This is a genomic window from Pseudoalteromonas sp. A757, from assembly GCF_004103285.1.
Taxonomy (GTDB): domain Bacteria; phylum Pseudomonadota; class Gammaproteobacteria; order Enterobacterales; family Alteromonadaceae; genus Pseudoalteromonas; species Pseudoalteromonas galatheae.
The window spans coordinates 197,155-214,992 of record NZ_QNQN01000072.1; the positions used below are offsets into that span (position 1 = coordinate 197,155).

The 17,838-nt window shown below is 42.7% G+C and carries 17 protein-coding genes; 1 reads left to right on the forward strand and 16 read right to left on the reverse strand.

What is annotated here, in order from left to right; all coding sequences use genetic code 11:
• Positions 1–16 precede the first annotated feature (16 nt).
• The 16 genes from DRB05_RS16525 to DRB05_RS16600 form a co-directional block, all read right to left on the reverse strand.
• Positions 17–988 carry a flagellin gene (locus tag DRB05_RS16525; protein WP_128727902.1) on the reverse strand — a complete coding sequence of 324 codons (972 nt, stop codon included), beginning with the start codon at positions 986–988 and terminating at the stop codon, positions 17–19.
• 154 nt (positions 989–1,142) lie between these two features.
• Entirely contained in the window at positions 1,143–2,117 is a 975-nt protein-coding gene (locus DRB05_RS16530) for a flagellin (protein WP_128727903.1), read from the reverse strand.
• 677 nt (positions 2,118–2,794) lie between these two features.
• A complete protein-coding gene (locus tag DRB05_RS16535; protein ID WP_128727904.1) occupies positions 2,795–3,766 on the reverse strand; it encodes a flagellin in 972 nt (323 codons plus the stop codon).
• Between the two features lie 313 nt (positions 3,767–4,079).
• Positions 4,080–5,315 (reverse strand): flagellar hook-associated protein FlgL, encoded by a 1,236-nt coding sequence (gene flgL, locus DRB05_RS16540; RefSeq protein WP_128727905.1) that lies wholly within the window; start codon positions 5,313–5,315, stop codon positions 4,080–4,082.
• 2 nt (positions 5,316–5,317) lie between these two features.
• Entirely contained in the window at positions 5,318–7,330 is a 2,013-nt protein-coding gene (gene flgK, locus DRB05_RS16545) for a flagellar hook-associated protein FlgK (RefSeq protein ID WP_128727906.1), read from the reverse strand.
• A 1-nt stretch (position 7,331) separates the two neighbouring features.
• Positions 7,332–8,306 carry a flagellar assembly peptidoglycan hydrolase FlgJ gene (flgJ, locus tag DRB05_RS16550; protein WP_128727907.1) on the reverse strand — a complete coding sequence of 325 codons (975 nt, stop codon included), beginning with the start codon at positions 8,304–8,306 and terminating at the stop codon, positions 7,332–7,334.
• 108 nt (positions 8,307–8,414) lie between these two features.
• Entirely contained in the window at positions 8,415–9,482 is a 1,068-nt protein-coding gene (locus DRB05_RS16555) for a flagellar basal body P-ring protein FlgI (RefSeq protein ID WP_128728054.1), read from the reverse strand.
• 52 nt (positions 9,483–9,534) lie between these two features.
• Positions 9,535–10,218: a flagellar basal body L-ring protein FlgH gene (flgH, locus tag DRB05_RS16560; protein ID WP_010606306.1), complete on the reverse strand. Its 684-nt coding sequence runs from the start codon at positions 10,216–10,218 to the stop codon at positions 9,535–9,537.
• A 16-nt stretch (positions 10,219–10,234) separates the two neighbouring features.
• Complete coding sequence (flgG, locus tag DRB05_RS16565) at positions 10,235–11,023, reverse strand: flagellar basal-body rod protein FlgG (RefSeq protein WP_010606305.1); 789 nt, start codon at positions 11,021–11,023, stop codon at positions 10,235–10,237.
• 16 nt (positions 11,024–11,039) lie between these two features.
• Positions 11,040–11,804 (reverse strand): flagellar basal body rod protein FlgF, encoded by a 765-nt coding sequence (locus DRB05_RS16570; protein WP_095728188.1) that lies wholly within the window; start codon positions 11,802–11,804, stop codon positions 11,040–11,042.
• A gap of 123 nt (positions 11,805–11,927) precedes the next feature.
• Positions 11,928–13,328, reverse strand: coding sequence for a flagellar hook protein FlgE (gene flgE / locus DRB05_RS16575; protein ID WP_128727908.1), 1,401 nt, complete (start codon positions 13,326–13,328; stop codon positions 11,928–11,930).
• A 41-nt stretch (positions 13,329–13,369) separates the two neighbouring features.
• Positions 13,370–14,053, reverse strand: a complete 684-nt coding sequence (locus tag DRB05_RS16580; RefSeq protein ID WP_095728186.1) for a flagellar hook assembly protein FlgD — start codon at positions 14,051–14,053, stop codon at positions 13,370–13,372.
• A gap of 17 nt (positions 14,054–14,070) precedes the next feature.
• Complete coding sequence (flgC, locus tag DRB05_RS16585; RefSeq protein ID WP_128727909.1) at positions 14,071–14,502, reverse strand: flagellar basal body rod protein FlgC; 432 nt, start codon at positions 14,500–14,502, stop codon at positions 14,071–14,073.
• 2 nt (positions 14,503–14,504) lie between these two features.
• A complete protein-coding gene (gene flgB, locus DRB05_RS16590; RefSeq protein ID WP_010369289.1) occupies positions 14,505–14,915 on the reverse strand; it encodes a flagellar basal body rod protein FlgB in 411 nt (136 codons plus the stop codon).
• A 279-nt stretch (positions 14,916–15,194) separates the two neighbouring features.
• Positions 15,195–16,028: a protein-glutamate O-methyltransferase CheR gene (locus DRB05_RS16595; RefSeq protein WP_045961733.1), complete on the reverse strand. Its 834-nt coding sequence runs from the start codon at positions 16,026–16,028 to the stop codon at positions 15,195–15,197.
• Positions 16,029–16,043: 15 nt separating this feature from the next.
• Positions 16,044–16,976 carry a chemotaxis protein CheV gene (locus DRB05_RS16600; protein ID WP_010606301.1) on the reverse strand — a complete coding sequence of 311 codons (933 nt, stop codon included), beginning with the start codon at positions 16,974–16,976 and terminating at the stop codon, positions 16,044–16,046.
• 140 nt (positions 16,977–17,116) lie between these two features.
• On the opposite strand from DRB05_RS16600, the gene flgA reads away from it, so the two are divergent.
• Positions 17,117–17,824, forward strand: a complete 708-nt coding sequence (flgA, locus tag DRB05_RS16605; protein WP_128727910.1) for a flagellar basal body P-ring formation chaperone FlgA — start codon at positions 17,117–17,119, stop codon at positions 17,822–17,824.
• Positions 17,825–17,838 lie beyond the last annotated feature (14 nt).

The following is a 17,838-nucleotide window of genomic DNA, read 5'->3' on the forward strand; positions in this document are numbered from 1 at the left end:
CGCTTTTCTCAGAATATTACCCAAGTAACGATAGTGCTACCTGTGGACGCTGATTAGCTTGACTCAAAATAGAGCTACTTGCTTGTTGTAAAATCTGCATCTTAGTCAGGTTGGCAGTTTCTTGAGCAAAATCGGTATCTCTAACTCGAGATTGAGCTGCTGATAAGTTTTCTTGGATATTTGACTGGTTACGAATAGTTGACTGGAATCGGTTTTGTACCGCACCAAGCTCAGCACGTTTTTTATCAACTACCGCAATCATGGTATCCATTGCAGCCAGTACTTCCTGTGCATTTTCTTGCGAAGATACACTAATTACTGTGGCAGCCATGTTGGTGAAACCAGCGGTAGCCTCCGTAACACCAGTACCAACATTACTGATACCAGCAGCCAATGTTGACATTGTTTTGCCAGTTACTGCGGAAGCGACACCCGCGATACCAGACATTGTGAAGCCACCATTTGCTGTCAAAGAGTTAGAACCATTCGATGACGAGCCAATGTCTTTCATACTAAAGCTTATAGTCTGAACGGCATCAGAGCCAACTTGGAAATTTGAATCATAGGTGCCGTCAAGTAGATTTTGACCACCAAAGGTTGTGTCTTTAGCAACACGGTTAACTTCCGATGCCAACGAGCGAATTTCTTCTTGCAGTGCCAATCGGTCTTCGTCTGTATTCGAACCATTTGATGCTTGTTGCGCTAACGTACGAATACGCTGAAACATTTGTGTCGTCTCATCCAAAGCACCCTCTGCGGTTTGCGCAAGAGAAATACCATCATTCGCATTTCGAATACCTTGGTTTAATCCATTAATTTGTCCTGTTAGACGGTTCGAGATCTGCATACCTGCAGCATCATCTTTTGCACTGTTTATTCTAAAGCCTGATGACAATCTTTTAAAAGAAGTATCAAGCGCACTACCTGAGTTCATCAATTGTCTTTGTGCATTCAATGAACTGACATTGGTATTAACGTAAATAGCCATAATAGCCTCCGCTTTATAATACATATTTCAACGCTGCGGGATACCCCTACCCTGCAGTATTGAAGAAGTTAGAGTACTAGATTGATAGTTCTCTAACTCTTCTATCGACTATAAAAGAGGAAGCTTTAGTTTTTTTTTAGAAAAATTTAACTCATTAGCCTTGTAGTAGACTTAAAGCTGCTTGAGGCCGTTGATTTGCTTGACCTAATATAGTTTGGCTAGCTTGTTGTAAAATTTGATTCTTCGTTAACTTTGCTGTTTCTAAAGCAAAGTCCGCGTCTTTTACTCGCGATTTAGCTGAGTTTAGATTTTCAGATACGTTCGATTGATTTCGAATAGTCGACTGAAAGCGGTTTTGAACAGCACCCAGCTCTGCACGTTTTTTATCCACTACAGCTATCATTGCGTCCATCGCTGCGAGCACTTGTTGTGCATTTTCTTGCGATGAAACACTAATCACAGTTGCAGCCATGTTAGTAAAACCGGCAGTCGTTTCTGTTACTCCGGTGCCAATATTACTAATGCCAGCAGCCAACACTGACATCCCTTTACCTGAAACCGCAGACGCAATCCCTGCTATTCCAGACATAGTAAAACCACCGTTGGTAGTCATGGAGTTATCACCATTAGCTGTAGACCCGACCTCTTTCATACTAAAGCCAATAGTTTGAACAGCATCAGCACCTACTTGGAAATTTGCAGAGTAGGTTCCATCAAGCAAGTTTTGACCACCGAATGTCGTGTCAGTCGCGACACGATTTACTTCAGCTGATAGCTGACGAATCTCTTCTTGGATCGCCAAACGGTCTTCATCAGTATTAGAGCCGTTGGCTGCCTGTTGCGCGAGCGTCCTAATTCGCTGAAACATAGAGGTGATTTCGTCCATCGCACCTTCAGCTGTTTGAGCAAGAGAAATACCGTCATTCGCATTACGGTTACCTTGTTCAAGCCCCATGATCTGTGAATTTAATCGGTCGGATATCTGTAAACCTGCAGCATCATCAGCAGCGCTGTTTATCCGCAGACCAGAAGATAGACGCTTGAATGAAGTATCTAGTTCATTACCTGAATTAGTCAATTGTCTTTGTGCATTAATTGCACTGACATTGGTATTTACATATAAAGCCATAACTCACTCTCTTTTTGCCAAATCAATATCTAATTGATAGATAGTTAAATGACAAAGCGGCATGCATGTTTCAGGTTTTCTTTTTACTAAGGCAACCAATTGCCACTTTGACGCCAAAATTAACTCTACTGGGTTTAAAGCAAGTTACAGGCCAAAAAGACAAAACGTTATAAATGCAGCTAAAGAAATCAATTTAACACCATGATAAATATGGACTTTATAGTTTTCTCTTTTGGGATTTTGATATAGATACCATCGTAGCGTCAATTTACTGTGCTTATTTGAGCGGTACTCATATACCGTGTGAGCGATGCTTACCAATAAATCTTAAATAAAATAGCCTAGGCATTGAAGTAGCTGATTAAATAATCTGAGCATCGGGCATCTAGTACTCACACATTGATTTAGCGACACGAAAACAGATATAACGCTCTGTATAGTTGGAACTAAAGGAAGTTAATATATGGTAAAAGAGGGGCTGGCTAGCCCCTCTTTAGTAAGTTTGAGAGTGAGTGTCATTTTTCTAACACAAACTTGGCATGGTATGTGCTTTAATTAACGTGTTCATTGATTTAATGAACGCTATTGGATTTTTTAGCTCCTCCGCTTTATCATCCAATTCGGTGCCTAAGCAAATACCCCATCTGGCTTAGGCACCTTTTACCATCCTAGTTAAATTATCCTAGTAGACTTAATGCAGCTTGAGGACGTTGGTTAGCCTGACTTAAGATTGTTTGGCTTGCCTGCTGTAGAATCTGCATTTTAGTCAAGCTTGCTGTTTCTTGAGCAAAGTCAGTATCTTTCACTCGAGATTTTGCAGCTGATAAGTTTTCCTGAATATTCGATTGGTTACGAATAGTTGATTGGAACCGGTTTTGTACCGCACCAAGCTCAGCTCGTTTTTTATCAACTACTGCAATCATTGAATCCATCGCAGCTAACACTTGTTGTGCATTTTCCTGTGACGATACACTGATGATGGTAGCTGCCATGTTGGTGAAACCAGCTGTCGCTTCTGTAACACCGGTGCCAACGTTACTAATACCAGCAGCAAGGGTTGACATTGTTTTGCCAGTTACTGCGGAAGCGATACCCGCGATACCAGACATTGTGAAGCCACCATTTGCTGTCAAAGAGTTGGACCCATTCGCAGACGAACCGACGCTTTTCATACTGAAACCAATTGTCTGTACAGCATCTGCACCGACTTGGAAGTTAGCCTCGTATGAACCATCTAGTAAGTTTTGTCCACCAAAAGTTGTATCTTTTGCTACACGGTTAACTTCTGATGCTAAAGAGCGGATTTCTTCTTGAATCGCCAATCTGTCTTCATCAGTATTCGAGCCGTTTGAAGCTTGTTGAGCTAGGGTACGCATGCGTTGGAACATTGAAGTTACTTCGTCCATCGCCCCCTCTGCAGTTTGTGCAAGAGAGATACCGTCATTCGCGTTACGGTTACCTTGGTTAAGACCATTGATTTGTGAAGTCAAACGGTCTGAAATTTGTAGGCCTGCAGCATCATCAGCAGCGCTGTTGATACGAAAGCCTGAAGATAGACGCTTAAATGAGGTATCTAGTGCGTTACCAGAATTCATTAATTGTCTTTGTGCGTTCAATGAACTTACGTTAGTATTTACATAAAGTGCCATGATGGTTCTCCCACTTTAAATCGAGTCTTTCACTCTCAAACTTAGAAACTTTCCAACCTTTGAATGTTTTTCACTCTCCGGCTTGGTTATTTAAGTTATCGGTCGGCAAAAATTTTCCTTTAGTGTTTTTTTTAAAAAAACATAAAACCTGATTAATAGTGACTTTTTGATTAATGTGGAACAATCGACAGAAAGTTATGGCTATGAGCTTATACTGATGAAATGCATTTAAAATACTTTTAATTTCAATATATTAAATTGAATAACAGTGTTTTAAGCTGTTTTGAAGTAGGTAACCTTTAAAGGCTACCTTTTAACGAATATAGTCTAATAGCGAGAGGTTAGTTAGGCGGCCAAAGGTTGCCTGAGAAGCCTGCAGTGCAGTTTCATGTTTAGTGAGCTCAGAGATCGCAGAGTAGAAGTCGACCTCAATCAAAGCTGCCTTATTTGCCTTATTATCAACATCTAAGTCTGAATTTGCATCAGATACAAGCTTTGCGGCGTTTAACCTACCACCAAGCCCCGCTTGTCCCTGCGATATTTTAATCTTGGCATTATCTAAGCCCGTAATACCATCAGCTAGTACCTGCTTATAATCATCCCCTATAATACTGGGGTCTCTCAATGACGTAATCATGGATTCTAATGTATTTAGAATGTTTTCCTTTTGGGGCTTCTCCAAGTCAAAGCTTATTTGGCCTGGCGCAGCACCAGCAAAGTCAAACTCCATACCAGCGACTTTAATAGTTCCGCCTTCTGCAGTACCAGTTGAAATAACCGTGCCCCCCTGCTCAAGCTGATAAGTATTTGGTGTCCCGGCTGTCACCACTAGGTCAAAGGTATTTGCACCTGCAGGCGCACTAGGATCCGCGTTGTAATTTGCCTTGTGAAACTCATCAAAAACCCCTTGTTCGTCCACGTACACGGAGGCCGATGTAATACCACCAGAAACCACACCTGTATTTGAAGTAATATTCAGTCGCTTCTCTGCACTTTCAAATACATCAAAACCGTTATCACTTGAGCGTATTTCGACGCCCTCAGAAACTTTTATTTTATGCTGTCCTTGGTCACCGTTATATACGTACTTTCCAGTAGCTGAGTCAAAGCTATAGGTTTGCGTATTATCTTGATAGCCGGAAAATATAAACTTACCATCTTCACTTTTTGAGTTCATTAAATCCAAAATAGTATCTTGGATTGACTCTAGCTCATCAGCGATTGCTTGACGGTCAACATCAGATAACCCGCCATTACCGGCCTGTATCGACTTGGTATAAGCGCTATCAATGGCCGTTTTAATATTTTCGAGTACTGACTCTTGAGTGTCTAATCTCGAAGACAGCATAGTCAAATTCTTAGTAAACTGATCGTTTGCTTGGATCCGGTCGTCAAAAAGCATCGCTCTAGCAGTCGCTGAAGCATCATCAGAAGCACTCAATACCCGCTTTTGCGTGTTCAGCTGCTGTGTTGCTTTGTTCACATCTTGCTGATTACGCAAAATAGAATTGAGATTTGAATTAAAAATTTGATTTTGAGATAAACGCATAATTACCTCGCTGCACTTAATAAGGTATCGAACACGGTTCTTGCTGCTGAAATGACTTGCGCAGAAGCCGAGTAAGATTGTTGAAAACGTAACAAATTGGCTGCCTCTTCATCTAGATTTACACCCGATAGAGACTCAAACCATGCGCTTGACTGATTGGCTAGCGCTTCGAATGCCGCGCCATTAGTTTTCGCTTGATTGGTAATAACTCCTACCCCGGTGACAATATCGGCATACGCCTCATTAAAGGTTTTATGGCTTTCGGTACTACCTGTAGACTCTAGATTTTGTCTAACTAAATCAGATGATTTCAGACCATCAAGCGCTGCACCATTACGGTTGTCATCAAAGCCACCAGTGTTAAAGCTAATTTCAAAACTATCACCGGTATTCGGTGTCCCCTCGATATCGAACGTGAAACCAAGATTGTCAAAAGGTGCTGGCGCAGCTCCCACTGTGGAAAGTATATCTTTGCCATCGGCAGGAGCGGTAAAGGTATGCGTTGTACCTGAATTACTGGTCAATGTATATTCGTTAGCGTTAGCGGTTTTAGTCAGAGTATATGGACCATCATTCAAGGTTGGCGGCATTCCCGCCGTAAACGCACTGGTCGCAGGATCGGTATCAGTGACGACTCCAGCTGAAATGGTCGCCGTACCATTATTGTCTGCTGATTTTTCAGTGCGAATTGGTGACGCTAATGCAAGTGCTTCTGGTCGTTGAGTTGCAAGCTCCAACCCGGTTGAAGCCTGTTGATTTAATTTTACAAGAAATCTATCACCTGTTGCACCACTACCCGTTACGTTCATTTGTAAGCCAAAATAATCACCTGTTCCCGTGATGACTCCTCCTGCGATATTACCAGTCGTTGGAGTACCGATAGGATTGCCTTTGGCGTCTACAGCTGTTATTTCAACGGTTGTTGCGCTGGTATAAGTAACTTGGAAGTCAGTAGCTGGCAACTCATTGCCGCGTCCAGGCTCAAGTGTTGCCGTAAGCGCTGCGGTGCCTGTATTCTCGCTGTAAGCAAAGCCGCCCACGGTAGGGATCTTAAATAAGTCTCCCCCTATGTTGCCATCTAAGTCCATTCCCAATCTATTTTGCTGATTAAAAGCATCTGCTAATGCGAGGCCAATTTGACCTAGTTGGTTCTGTGCCGGGATCAACACTTCATCTCTAAATGCCAGTAACCCGCCGATTTTGCCTTTCAAACTGCCGCTATCTAACTCAAGTTGCACAACATTTTTATCTTTAATATCTAGAGTTAGCTCTTTATGGTTGGGATCTGGGTTGCCTTTCATCGCAAATAAATTAAAAGCGCCACCTTGCATCACAAGCGCGTCCCCAGTGCCTAAAAATACGAGCTTCTCGCCATTTTCACCGTCGAGTGTTTCTATATCTACAAGCTCAGCAAGCTCCTTAATTGCTTGATCGCGCTCATTAAGCACGCTGTGATCGACATTATTAAGATTGAGCGCTGACTTACTCGCCACTTGTTTATTCAATTCACTGATTTTTTGAACAAGGTTATTAGCTTCTTCTGAGAAAATATCCAATTGCTCATTCACGATACTGTTTTGATCAACAACAATACCTGACAATCTATCCATTTGATCGACAAGACCTTGAGCGCCCGTCATGAATAGAGATCGGTTAGTTGTCGACGAAGGCAAGTTAATCGCGCTTTGTAAATTATTAAACATCGAGTTGATACTCTTGCTCAGGCTATTCGAGTCTTGTGCAAATAATGTATCAACGCGACTTGCCTCAGTGACAAACTGCTCATAGTAAGACTGATTGGAAATATCACGATTCAGTTGCTGCTGCGCGAACTGGTTGATCAAACGCACCGTTTCACCACGACCAACCATGCCACCTATCATTGTTCCGTGCTCAGTCCGTTCACGGATATACCCTTTGGTATTTAGGTTAGCAATGTTTTTACTGGTGGTTTGTAGTAACTCGGAGTTAGCCCTAACCCCTGCCGCACCAATATTTAATAGATCAAATGACATCTCATCTGACTCCCTTTGTTAGCGCACCGGATAAGAAATCGGATACATCAATACGCTTTAAAACTGACTTAATTTTGTTGGCATAATTCGGATCGGTCGCATAGCCTGCATTTTGAAGTTCACTTAGATAGGCATGACTATCACCAGCCTTATTTAAGGCTTGCTCATATCTCGGATTACCTTTTAGAAAACTGACATAATCATCAAAGCTTTGTTCTAGCGACTTATAAGCACGGAAATCGGCTTGCTTTTGCACCGGTAACCCTTGCTCAAATTCAAGTGTCGATTTTCTGGCGCTTTCACCACTCCAGCGGCTATCCGCTTTGATATTGAATAGGTTAAAACTGCTACTACCATCTTTTTTGCTGATGATGTGTTTACCCCAACCGGTTTCCAGTGCAGCTTGTGCAACCATTACCGCAGGGTTCAAGCCTAGCTTTTTCGCAGCTGTTTGAGCGTATTCCCAAATTCTGTCGACGAATTCCTCAGGAGAACCAAAGCCTGTTTGTTCATCGCTTGAGGTATCTGCCTTAACATTGACAGCCTGCGGTTCGGATTTATTCACACTCTCACTTGCTGTCGTCTGTTTTTTAAAGGAAATATCGCCGTCAGCTCTCATTACAGAAGCAGGCTTATACTTTTCAGAATTAGGAGACAACTGTTGCACAATCAGATCTGCAAGTCCTAAGCTGCCCTGCTCAGATAAGTGCATCGAAAGTTGCTGATCATGCATTTCTTCAAAAAATTTGACACCGCTAGAGTTAAATGGACTGTCTTTATCCTCTAGCGCCTCATTCGCTTTACGCATGCTCTGTAACAACATTTGCGTAAAGATAGACTCAAACTGTTGTGCCGCCTTCTTCAATGCCTGATCAGAGGCACCTTGATCGCCAGCACCTTTCAGCGCCTCTTTACGGATCGAATCAAGGTTTCCTAGGTCGAAAAAGCTTTGATTTTTCAATTGGTCGGTGTTCATACACTCAGCACTGTTTGACGTTAATAACTATACAAATAGAAATGCAAAATCCGAGCCAAAAAAAAGCCTCACAATTGTGAGGCTAACTAGTTGATTAATAATAGAACATCAAATGACGACTAATTGACCATTTATTGCGCCCGCTTCTTTTAGCGCTTCAAGGATCGCCATTAAATCGCCTGGTGCTGCGCCAACTTGGTTAATTGCTCTAACCAAGTCATCAAGGCTCACGCCTGGGTCAAATACAAACGCTCTAGAGTCGTCCTGATTTACGTCGATAATACTTTGCTGCGTCACTGCTGTTTCACCATTCGCCAGCGCATTAGGTTGAGATACATTTTGCTGCTCAGCAATTGTTACGGTAAGGCCGCCATGGGTAATTGCCGCAGGCTGTAGCTTGACATTTTTGCCAATAACGATAGTGCCTGTGCGAGAGTTAACGATGATCTTCGCTGCGGTATCTGCGGGTTTAAATTCTAGATTCTCTAGCGTAGACAAGTAAGCAACGCGCTGAGACGGATCTCTTGGGGCAATTACTCGCACTGAGGCTGCATCCATAGGTTTTGCGCTGTTTGGTCCAACAAGTCCATTGATCGTGTCGGCCAAGCGCTTTGCGGTAGTGAAGTCGGGCCTATTCAAGTTAAAGGTGATGTAATCGCCCTGAGTAAACGGACTTGGTACCGCTCGTTCCACTGTCGCGCCATTTGCCACGCGGCCTACAGTCGGCGTATTGATCACAACTCGACTCCCGTCGGCACCATCAGCGCCCAAACCACCAACAATCAAACTACCTTGCGCGATTGCATATACATTACCATCAACCCCTTTAAGAAAAGTCTGAAGTAAAGTACCGCCTCGTAAACTACCAGCACTACCAATAGATGACACAGTCACGTCAATGGTTTGACCGGGTTTAACAAAAGGTGGCAAGTCAGCGTGAACCGCAACAGCCGCAACATTTTTAATTTTTGGCTTTAAGCTTGCGGGCATCGTTATGCCAAAGCTATTCAACATCGCTTTAAAGCTCTGCTCGGTAAATCTGGTTTGCTCACCGGTACCAGGCAAGCCTACAACGAGGCCGTAGCCAACCAGTTGGTTTGAACGAACACCTTCAACCATACTGACGTCTTTAACTCGCTCAGCAGAAGCCAAAGAAGAAAAACCAACCAACGTCATGGCCGCACCGATAAGCAAAATATTCTTAAACATATTGTTCATTTTCAGCACCTTAAAACGGCATCAGCGCGCTCATAAAGAAACTCGTTAACCAACCTGCACTTTGTACTTCTTGTTGATCACCTTTACCCGAATATTGAATTCTGGCATTTGCCACTCGATTGGACTCAACCGTGTTATCTGCCGTCACATCTTGAGGTCTTACCAATCCTTCCAAGCGAATAAATTCCTCGCCGGTATTAAGGGTTAACCACTTTTCGCCGCGGATCACTAAATTACCGTTAGGCAATACTCGGGTGACATTAACTGAAATATTACCAAATAAGCTGTTGGACTGATTAGACTTCGAGTCACCAGAAAAAGAAGAGCTGGATTTAGCACCAAACTGTATTGCTTCTTTTCCGATATTAATGGCGTTGCCACCTAGGCCAATCACAGGGTCTAGGCTCGAATCACTGGATTTATCCAGCTCAGAATTTGCAGCTTTGGTTGCCTGAGTCGTTTCTCTGAGTACGATGGTAATAATATCACCGACTCTTAACGCTTTTTTGTCAGCATAGAGATCGTTGGAAAACTGCGTATTAAACAATGACCCTGTTGCCACCATTTGGGCTTGGTTATCCTCGGGATAGATAGGTGCATAATACGGATCGTCACGCACCACATTTTTATTTTGTGTTGTACTACATCCAGATAATGCAGCGACCGTTACGATGGCTAAATATAATGCACGCATAATACCCCCTACCCAATTACAGCTGTTGATTAATGTAGCTCAGCATCTGATCTACCGTTGAAATCACTTTTGAGTTCATTTCATACACGCGTTGTGTTTCGATTAGATTTACAAGCTCTTCCGTCACATTAACGTTTGACGTTTCAAGTGCGCCTTGCACAATCTTACCTAACCCTTCAACACTTGGGTTACCTTGCACCGGAGCACCACTTACCGCGGTTTCCGTGTACAAGTTTTGCCCAATCGGTTCAAGACCTGATGGATTAATAAAGTCACTAATTGTCAATTGTCCGATAACAACGTTTTCAGCTTGTCCAGCAACTCGCACCGATACTTCACCATCTTGAGAAATAGTAATTGACTGTGCATCGTCGGGTACGTTCATCTCAGGTAACACAGGAAAACCCGCGCCTGAAGTAACTATCCGCCCTTCTTCGTCCGTCGTGAACTGACCATTTCTTGAATATGCGGTTGTGCCATCTGGCATCTGAATCTCAAAAAAGCCCGGACCTTGGATCATCCAATCCAAAGAATTTTCGGTACTTAACATATTGCCTTGAGAAAAGTTCTTTTGGTTGGCGACCACTTTGGCACCTGCACCAAGCATCAAACCAGACGGTAACTCTGTATCTTGAGAGCTGCGACCTCCGGGTTGATTGATGTTTTGATATAGTAAGTCTTCGAATATCGCCCGACTCTTTTTGTAACCAACGGTACTGGCGTTAGCCAAGTTGTTAGAAATAACTGAAATATCAGTTTGCTGAGCATCTAAGCCTGTTTTACTTATCCACAATGCCGGATTCATAATCTCTACCTCACTCTTAAACTATGCGTAGGAGCGAAGTGTGTCGCTCATCTATTTCTTCAGCTGTTTTCATCAGCTTAATTTGCATTTCAAATTGTCTTTGATGGTTGATCATATCGACCATCTCATGAACAGGATTGACGTTAGACATCTCTAAGAAGCCGCTCATCACTTTTGCGGTTGGAGATATTTCACAAAAGCCACAAATCCCATCTTCTAGCTTATCTTCTTTTGGTCTATAAAGGCCGTCATTACCTTTTTGTAGCTTGCTATTATCCGCTTCAATAATTTTCAGCCTATCAACCACTTCCAGAAAGTTAGCAGGAGCGCCTTGTGGACGCACTTGAATAGAGCCATCGTCACTAAAAACCACCTTATCAACAGGGATAGGCAAGACGATGGGCCCACCTTCGCCAATAAGTTGACGCCCGTGAGCGGTGACTAACGCACCATCATTACGAATGTTGAGTGTGCCGACTTTGGTGTAAGCTTCTTCACCCGACGCATCAACAACACTGATCCACGACTTGTCATCTACCGCAATATCAAGCTCTCGGCCAGTTTCAACAATTGCACCGCCAGTCATATTAGTACCAGGGCGCTCTTGCATCGCGAAAACTCGAGTAGGTAGCCCTTCGCCAAACGCCTGCATTGAGCGCGCTTGTGCAAAATCAGCTTTGAAGCCAGTCGTGTTGGCATTAGCAAGGTTATTCGCTTTAAGTGCCACACCGCGTAAGCTCTGCTTAGCGCCTGACATTGCGATATACACCATTTTATCCATGACGATGACCTATAAAATTCAAACTTAACTTAGTTAATGCAAGCACAGTGCCAAAGTGAGGAGATGTTTTTGACGGACATAAAAAAGGCTGCCTTTGGAGCAGCCTTTGGAGGGCATAATATATTATCGGATCTGTAATATATTTTGTTGTAATGTAGAGTTAACCTCAAGCGCCCGAGAGTTCGCTTGGAAGTTACGTTGAGCACTGATAAGGTCTACTAACTCGTTAGTCAGGTTAACGTTCGATTGCTCTAGGGCCGATGAACTAATACCACCAAGCGTACCTGTGTTTGGCTCACCCGCAAGAGGTTCACCAGAAGATAGGCTCTTCTTCCACTCAGTATTGCCAATCGCCTGAAGGCCTTGAGAATTCGGGAAGCGTACTAGCGCTACTTGCCCTAAGAACGTTGAGTCGCCGTTAGTATATGAAGCCACTACTTTACCATCAGTACCAATATCAATACCAGCTAAACGGCCAACGGTCGCACCGTCTTGCTCCAATGCTTTTACTTCAAATCGACCAGATGAGTATTGCGTTGGTAGTTTTTGAGCAGTATTTGCTTCATCACGCCAGTTAACAACAATGTCATTTGGAAAAGTTGCACCGTTATCAAGCAAGTTTGACATACCGATAGTTGGGTCAACTGCATCTTGAGGTCCAGCAAGACTTAAGGGGTTAAATGTCGAGCCAGTATTGTTACTAAATGTCAGTGGTGAAGCTGATGGATCATCCGCTGTTTGTGAAGGAATACCACTTGCGTCAAAACGAAATACGCTTACTGGTGTGTATGGCACAGGTGGTGTAGCTGTCGGGTCAATTTGCTGCGCATTGTGGTTAAATGGCTTATCGTCCATTGTTGCGTAAGTTGACCATTCATTATCCGCCGTTTTTCTGAAGAATAACTGTAATGTATGTGATTCACCCAACGAGTCATATACCGTAATTGCCGTTCTTGAATTATATGAGGCCCGTTGCTCAGGATCAAAAGCAATCGTAGGTGGTTGCGCCGTCGCATCTAAGTTAAACGAAGTATAGATTTGCGATGTTGCTCGAGGAGAACCTGATGCATCTGGAATTTGAACGGGCGATGTTGTGCTCAAACTCAAAGACGTTGTATCACCGGTTGATGGATCAACAGGGAAGCCTTGCAAGTAGTCACCTTTTGCATTCACGATAAAGTTGTCTTTATTTAATTTAAATGCACCAGCTCGAGAATACGTAAAATCCTGTGATTGCAGAGAGTTTGACATGGCAAAATAGCCTTCGCCCTCAATCGCCAAGTCTAGCGAGTTTTGCGTAAACTTTAGTGACCCTTGGTGGAACTGCTGTGCAACCATCGTAGTTTGTACACCATCACCATTTTTCGTTTTGCCTGAGCTAAAAACCGAAGACGCGTAAACGTCAGCAAATTCTGCGCGAGACTCTTTAAAACCAGTCGTGTTTACGTTAGCAATGTTGTTTGCTGTTACGTCCAAGTCTTTTTGCGCGGCGGCAATACCTGTCAGTGCTATATTGAAACTCATACTCTCACCTCTAAGTTCTTAAGGTTAATTCTTTAAAACTACTATGCTATTTCAGCAATATCAGTTAAGCGCACCGCGCCTTCTTTGGTATTAATGACGATGCCATTAGCACCATTAACATTAACACTGTCTATATTTCTAAATGTGGCCGACGGTAAAGTTTGATATTCACCTTCAATCATGCCCTCCGCTTTTATGGTGTATTCACCTGGAGGCATCATCTCACCGTCTTTGTTTTTACCATCCCAATCGAAACGCACAGCGCCAACACTTTGTTCGCCAAATTCAAGCGTATTTACGAGCGCTCCAGATTCATCATAGATACCCACTGATAAATTCTGAACTGGCTCCTGTACAATCACAGAACCTTTTGTAAGTGCATCGTCGCCATGTTCCAACGTCGTCGATTCGAGTAATGCTTTTTTACCAATCAGTGTCGATGCCTGAAGCGCCGAATTAGAAGTCATTGATGCAGCCAACGAGTCAAAGTTTTCATTTAACTTTGAGATCCCCTCAGCCATGGTAAAACTTGTCATCTGCGCGATCATTTGATCATTGTCTGCAGGTTTACTCGGATCTTGGAAAGAGAGCTGTTGAGTCAGCAGCGAGAAGAAATCTTCTTGCGATAGCTCATCTCTGGGCTTTTTCTCCTCAGCCTGCTTTTGCCTATCCCAGTAGAGTGAATCTACACCCGTTGAAGAAGTGGCATTTACATTATTACTCATCAGCTGTTACTCCCAATTTAGCGCTGGCCTAGTTGCAATGTTTTACTAAGCATTTGCTTTGCAGCGTCTGCAACTTGAACATTGGTTTGGTAAGAGCGAGAAGCAGAAATCATGTTTGCCATCTCCTCTACCACATTCACATTCGGTTTATAAATGTAGCCATTTGCGTCAGCACTTGGATGGTTTGGGTTGTATTCAACTTGAAGCGGCTTATCGCTCTCAACCACACCCAATACTTTTACTCCAACTGACGATCCCGCGACATTGCTCTGGGAAGCTGAAGCTTTGGAAAGTTCAGCGGCAAATACAGGGTGCCTAGCGCGATAAACATCATCTTGACTAGAACTCACTGAGTTTGCGTTTGAGATATTACTTGCGGTGGTATTTAGCCGCACATTCTGTGCACTCATTCCTGAACCCGCAATATCGAAAACGTTATATAAACTCATAATTATGCCCCTTGCCCGCCGAGTGCCTTCTTAAGACCACTGAACTTACCACCAAGAAATTGCAAACTGGCTTGGTACTCTAATGCATTCTGTACATACAAATTTCGTTCCACTTGTATGTCGACCGAGTTACCATCACCTGTATCTGCTTGATTTGGCGAACGATATAGTTCAGACGAGTTACTCATTTTGGTACCACCACTTAGGTGTTTTGCATCTGTTCTAACCATATCATTGCCGCTTCTTTGCATTGTTTTTGCCGCTTTTAAAGCGCTGGCAAAATCAATATCTTTAGCTTTGTATCCTGGAGTGTCTGCGTTTGCGATATTGCTTGCTAGAATTTCAGCGCGTTGTGAGCGAAGCAGCATAGTATGCTGGTGAATTCCCAACGCTTTATCGAAACTAATTGCCATTATCTGACTCCAAAAAATTGACTCAGATATGATAAAGCAATCTTTAGGCCAGTTTTCAAATCAAATTTATTCGTTAAAATTCAATATGTTATATTATATTTTTGGAATAACTAAACTTGAAATAATACAGAGGAGTGAAAGAAATAAGAGGGAACGTCTGAATAGTTAGCGGTTTAGCTCAAAAATTCAAAGCTAATAAAAATAGTCATTGAAACTGCGACTGCATACAAATGTTCAATACCTAACTATAGCGAACGTCCTTGCCGCTATATGTAAGTATTAAGTCTTTTTCTGATAGATAATCCCAGGATTACAACGGATCATATTAAAGTCGTCACTCAACCCCGCCATCGACTCCGATGCTCCTAAAAATAAATAGCCATTCGGGTTTAACGACTGAGCAAATTGCGAAATGATTTTAGCTTTCACTTCTGGTGAAAAATAAATCAAGACATTTCGGCAGAAAATAACATCAAATTTGCCCATCAACGCATAAGAATCCAACAGGTTTAAATGTCTAAAACTGACCATTTTACGAATAGGTTCGACTACTTTAGCCATTCCATTACCACTATCCATAAAAAATTTCTTTCTACGTTCAGGCGATAACCCTCGCGCCAAGGCCAGCGCGTCGTATTCAGCATTCTTACACATATCAAGCATCGTGTTAGAAATATCCGTACCGATAATTTGAACGCCCATTTTTAGTGCACCAGGGCTTTTACTTACATATTCACTCGCAGACATCGCGATTGAATATGGCTCTTGGCCCGATGAGCTTGCCGCCGACCAGATCTTAACAGGACGTCTTAAGTCTTTAAACTCAGGTAAGATTTTCGATTTAATTAATTCGAATGGGTAGGTGTCCCTAAACCAAAGCGTTTCATTCGTTGTCATCGCATCCACCACAGCGGCACGCAATTGCCGCTCATGGGGACTGAGTGTTTTAGCTACTAAAGATGATAGTGTTTCCACACCAAAGCGAGCCATTAGAGGAGCAAGTCGGCTTTTAACCAAGTACAATTTATTGTCACCCAGTACAATACCGCACTGCTGCTCTAAAAAGGTTCGAAATTGGTCGTACTCTTTTTGCTCTAAATGCTTATTTTCCAAGTGCTACCACCAGCTTTAATCACAATGAACCCATTTCTTAACCGCTGAGGCTAGCTCATCTGGGTTAAACTTAGCAATAAAATCATCAGCGCCAACTTTCTCAATCATGGCCTGATTAAATACACCACTCAGTGAAGTATGAAGTATCACATGCAATGGCGCTAATTTTGGATCAGCTTTTATTTCAGCTGTTAGCGTGTAACCATCCATTTCTGGCATTTCAACATCAGAAATCAATAGTCCTACTCGCTCAGTGACATTATTTTGACAATCCATTTCGGCTATTTCACGAAGCCTTATGAGTGCTTCTTTGCCGTTCTTTGCCAACTCAGTCTGGACGCCTAATGGCTCCAAAGCGCGTTTGACCTGATTACGAGCAACCGCGGAGTCATCTGCAATAAAGACAATACGCTCACCCAAATCTTTTTGCATTTCACCATCCGAAACAATGTCAGCACTGACTTCTGTATTGATCGGGCAAATTTCATTGAGAATCTTTTCTACATCTAATATTTCAACTAGCTCGTTTTCAATCTCAGTGACCGCTGTCAAATAGGAATATCGACCTGCTCCCGATGGTGGGGGCATTATTTTTTCCCAATTCATATTCACTATGCGTTCTACCGCACTGACTAAAAACCCTTGAACGGAGCGATTGTATTCTGCAATTACAATAAAACAATTGCGAATATCTTGAATAGGAGGCCCGCCAACAGCAAGTGACATGTCAATTACCGATATAGTTTGACCTCGAATATGAGCAACCCCTCGGATCAGAGGATTTGACTTGGGCATGCTTGTCAATGCAGGACATTGAAGCACTTCCCGGACTTTGAAAACGTTAATGCCGAAGCGCTGTCGACCTTGAAGTCGAAAAAGTAATAGCTCGAGACGGTTTTGTCCAACTAATTGTGTACGCTGGTTAACCGAGTCTAAAATACCTGCCATTTCAATCTCCTACTGTATAAACCGCTAATCGGAACGATCTTTGCTTCGACTCTGATATGGTTTACCACCCTTGATTAGGTGCAGTTATTAAAGCAGAATCTTTATACCTTGTTTCACCCAATAAGCATAGTCGAAACATCATGAGTTTGTTAAAAAAAACCCATTACATTCAGTTTTTTTGTTTGTTCGCTTATTTTATAGGCGTTGACTATGGTTATTGTCAGCAATATGACAACAAAACTTTAGAGCAAAACGCAATAAAATTTGTCGAACCGAATGTAGAGCAAGATCCCGATAGTCAGTTATCGATTACTGCGATACCACTAGATTCAAGAATTCCAGCAAGAGACTGTCAATCGCCATTGCAATATAGTACAGCGATGACCCCGCCTTTTGATACTCAAGTGACTGTTCAAGTAAGATGCAGCGATACGCTCAGCTGGACTCAATACGTTCACGTGCGTATCGATCATCTATTCCCCATTTTAGTTAGCGCGACCATGTTAGAGAAAGGCCGTGTTATTCAGAATGAAGATGTAAAAATAGAATATCAGCCAAAACGTTTTCGCAGAGTCTCTTATATAGAAGATAAGTCGATACTAATAGGCAGTCGAAGCAAGCGAAATATTAGAGAGGGCCAAGCCTTTACTCAAGCTCACATTTGCATGGTCTGTAAAGGTGATACCGTGACGATTGTTGCTAAATCAGGCGGGCTTGTGATCAAAACTCAAGGAGAAGCACAGCAAGATGGCAACCGCGGTGAACTTATTAATGTTAAAAACTCTCGCTCTGGCAAAACCTTACGTGCTAGAGTAATAGAAGTGGAAACAGTAGAGGTGAATTTATAAAAAATTTGCTAAAG

Excerpts from the sequence above, each read along its gene's own strand:
- DRB05_RS16525 (WP_128727902.1), bottom strand. The coding sequence starts at position 988 with ATGGCTATTTACGTTAATACCAATGTCAGTTCATTGAATGCACAAAGA.
- DRB05_RS16530 (WP_128727903.1), bottom strand. The coding sequence starts at position 2,117 with ATGGCTTTATATGTAAATACCAATGTCAGTGCAATTAATGCACAAAGA.
- DRB05_RS16535 (WP_128727904.1), bottom strand. The coding sequence starts at position 3,766 with ATGGCACTTTATGTAAATACTAACGTAAGTTCATTGAACGCACAAAGA.
- flgL (WP_128727905.1), bottom strand. The coding sequence starts at position 5,315 with ATGCGTTTATCTCAAAATCAAATTTTTAATTCAAATCTCAATTCTATT.
- flgK (WP_128727906.1), bottom strand. The coding sequence starts at position 7,330 with ATGTCATTTGATCTATTAAATATTGGTGCGGCAGGGGTTAGGGCTAAC.
- flgJ (WP_128727907.1), bottom strand. The coding sequence starts at position 8,306 with ATGAACACCGACCAATTGAAAAATCAAAGCTTTTTCGACCTAGGAAAC.
- DRB05_RS16555 (WP_128728054.1), bottom strand. The coding sequence starts at position 9,482 with ATGACGTTGGTTGGTTTTTCTTCTTTGGCTTCTGCTGAGCGAGTTAAA.
- flgH (WP_010606306.1), bottom strand. The coding sequence starts at position 10,218 with ATGCGTGCATTATATTTAGCCATCGTAACGGTCGCTGCATTATCTGGA.
- flgG (WP_010606305.1), bottom strand. The coding sequence starts at position 11,023 with ATGAATCCGGCATTGTGGATAAGTAAAACAGGCTTAGATGCTCAGCAA.
- DRB05_RS16570 (WP_095728188.1), bottom strand. The coding sequence starts at position 11,804 with ATGGATAAAATGGTGTATATCGCAATGTCAGGCGCTAAGCAGAGCTTA.
- flgE (WP_128727908.1), bottom strand. The coding sequence starts at position 13,328 with ATGAGTTTCAATATAGCACTGACAGGTATTGCCGCCGCGCAAAAAGAC.
- DRB05_RS16580 (WP_095728186.1), bottom strand. The coding sequence starts at position 14,053 with ATGAGTAATAATGTAAATGCCACTTCTTCAACGGGTGTAGATTCACTC.
- flgC (WP_128727909.1), bottom strand. The coding sequence starts at position 14,502 with ATGAGTTTATATAACGTTTTCGATATTGCGGGTTCAGGAATGAGTGCA.
- flgB (WP_010369289.1), bottom strand. The coding sequence starts at position 14,915 with ATGGCAATTAGTTTCGATAAAGCGTTGGGAATTCACCAGCATACTATG.
- DRB05_RS16600 (WP_010606301.1), bottom strand. The coding sequence starts at position 16,976 with ATGGCAGGTATTTTAGACTCGGTTAACCAGCGTACACAATTAGTTGGA.
- flgA (WP_128727910.1), top strand. The coding sequence starts at position 17,117 with ATGAGTTTGTTAAAAAAAACCCATTACATTCAGTTTTTTTGTTTGTTC.